1 protein-coding gene is annotated in these 1,853 nt (G+C 47.4%); it reads right to left on the reverse strand.

From position 1 onward, the window contains the following. The coding region (gene thrS / locus ACTHUM_RS12835; protein WP_440403036.1) for a threonine--tRNA ligase at positions 1–1,816 on the reverse strand (1,816 nt) is incomplete at its 3' end. Between the last annotated feature and the right edge of the window lie 37 nt (positions 1,817–1,853).

The following is a 1,853-nucleotide window of genomic DNA, read 5'->3' on the forward strand; positions in this document are numbered from 1 at the left end:
CAACTTTGTTTTCTTGTTTCTCTTTATCGCCGACAACGATTTGATAAGGGAAACGGTATTGGCTGTTGTCACGGATTTTGTAACCGATTTTTTCGTTACGCAAATCCAATTCGACACGGAAGCCTGCTGCCTGTAATTTAGCAGCCACTTCGCGACAATAATCTGCTTGGTTTTCGGTGATATTCATAATCACCATTTGAACCGGAGCAAGCCACAATGGGAATGAGCCTGCATGGTTTTCAATCAGAATACCGATGAAGCGCTCCAATGAACCCAAAATAGCACGGTGCAACATTACAGGACGCGCACGGTCGTTGTTTTCTGTTACATATTCTGCATTCAAACGCTCCGGCAATACGAAGTCCAACTGCAGGGTACCGCACTGCCAAGAGCGACCCAAGGCATCTTTGACATGGTACTCAATCTTAGGACCATAGAATGCACCTTCGCCAGGCAACTCTTCCCACTCTACGCCGCAAGCAGTCAATGCGTCACGCAGGCCTTGTTCGGCTTTATCCCAAACTTCGTCAGAACCTGCACGTTGTTCAGGACGGAGGGACAACTTCACAGCAACATCATGGAAGCCGAATTGTTTGTAAATACGAACCAATAATTCATTGAATGCACGTGCCTCATCGACGATTTGATCTTCGGTACAGAAGATATGCGCATCATCTTGCACAAAACCGCGAACACGCATCAGACCATGCAACGCACCGCTTGGTTCATTGCGGTGGCAAGAACCAAACTCAGCCAAACGCATCGGCAAATCGCGATATGAGCGCAAGCCGTTATTGAAAATTTGCACATGACCCGGACAGTTCATCGGTTTAACCGCGTATTCGCGTTTTTCGGAACTGGTCACGAACATATTGTCTTTATAGTTTTCCCAGTGGCCGGATTTTTCCCAGAAGGTTTTATCCATAATCTGAGGCGTTTTTACCTCTTTATAACCGGCAGCATTCAGCTCTTTGCGCATATGCTGCTCAATCACTTGCCACAAAGTCCAGCCTTTAGGATGCCAGAACACCATGCCCGGCGCTTCATCTTGCAGGTGGAACAAATCCAATTGTTTACCCAGCTTACGGTGGTCGCGTTTTTCCGCTTCCTCGATGCGTTGGATATAGGCTTTTAATTCGTCTTTGCTTGCCCAAGCCGTACCGTAAATACGTTGCAACATTTCATTGTTGCTGTCGCCGCGCCAGTATGCGCCTGCCAGCTTGGTCAGCTTGAAGTTTTTCAAGAAACGGGTATTGGGAACGTGAGGACCGCGGCACATATCGACGTATTCTTGATGATGATACATGCCCATTGCTTCCACTTCAGGCATGTCTTCAATCAGACGCAATTTATACTCTTCGCCGCGATCTTGGAAAATTTTGATGGTTTCTGCACGAGGCGTCATCACTTTAATAATGTCATAGTCTTGTGCAATCAACTCTTTCATGCGCGCTTCGATGGCTGCTACATCATCAGGCGTAAATGGTTTTTCAGTTGCGATATCGTAATAGAACCCGTCTTCAATCACCGGGCCGATAACCATTTTGGCATCTGGGTAGAGCTGCTTGACCGCATGACCGACCAAGTGCGCGCAGGAGTGGCGGATAATTTCCACGCCTTCTTTGTCTTTAGGCGTAATGATTTGAACGTGGGCATCTTCGGTAATCGGATCGCAAGCATCCACCAATTTACCGTTAACCTTGCCCGCTACCGTTGCCTTTGCCAAACCTGCACCGATAGACGCTGCAATTTGCGCCACGGTAACGGGTGATTCATATTGGCGGACCGAACCGTCCGGCAAGGTAATGTTCAACATCAGAAAGCTCCAAAACATTAAAAAATAACGGCATAAA

The organism is Neisseria sp. P0021.S006, assembly GCF_051956895.1.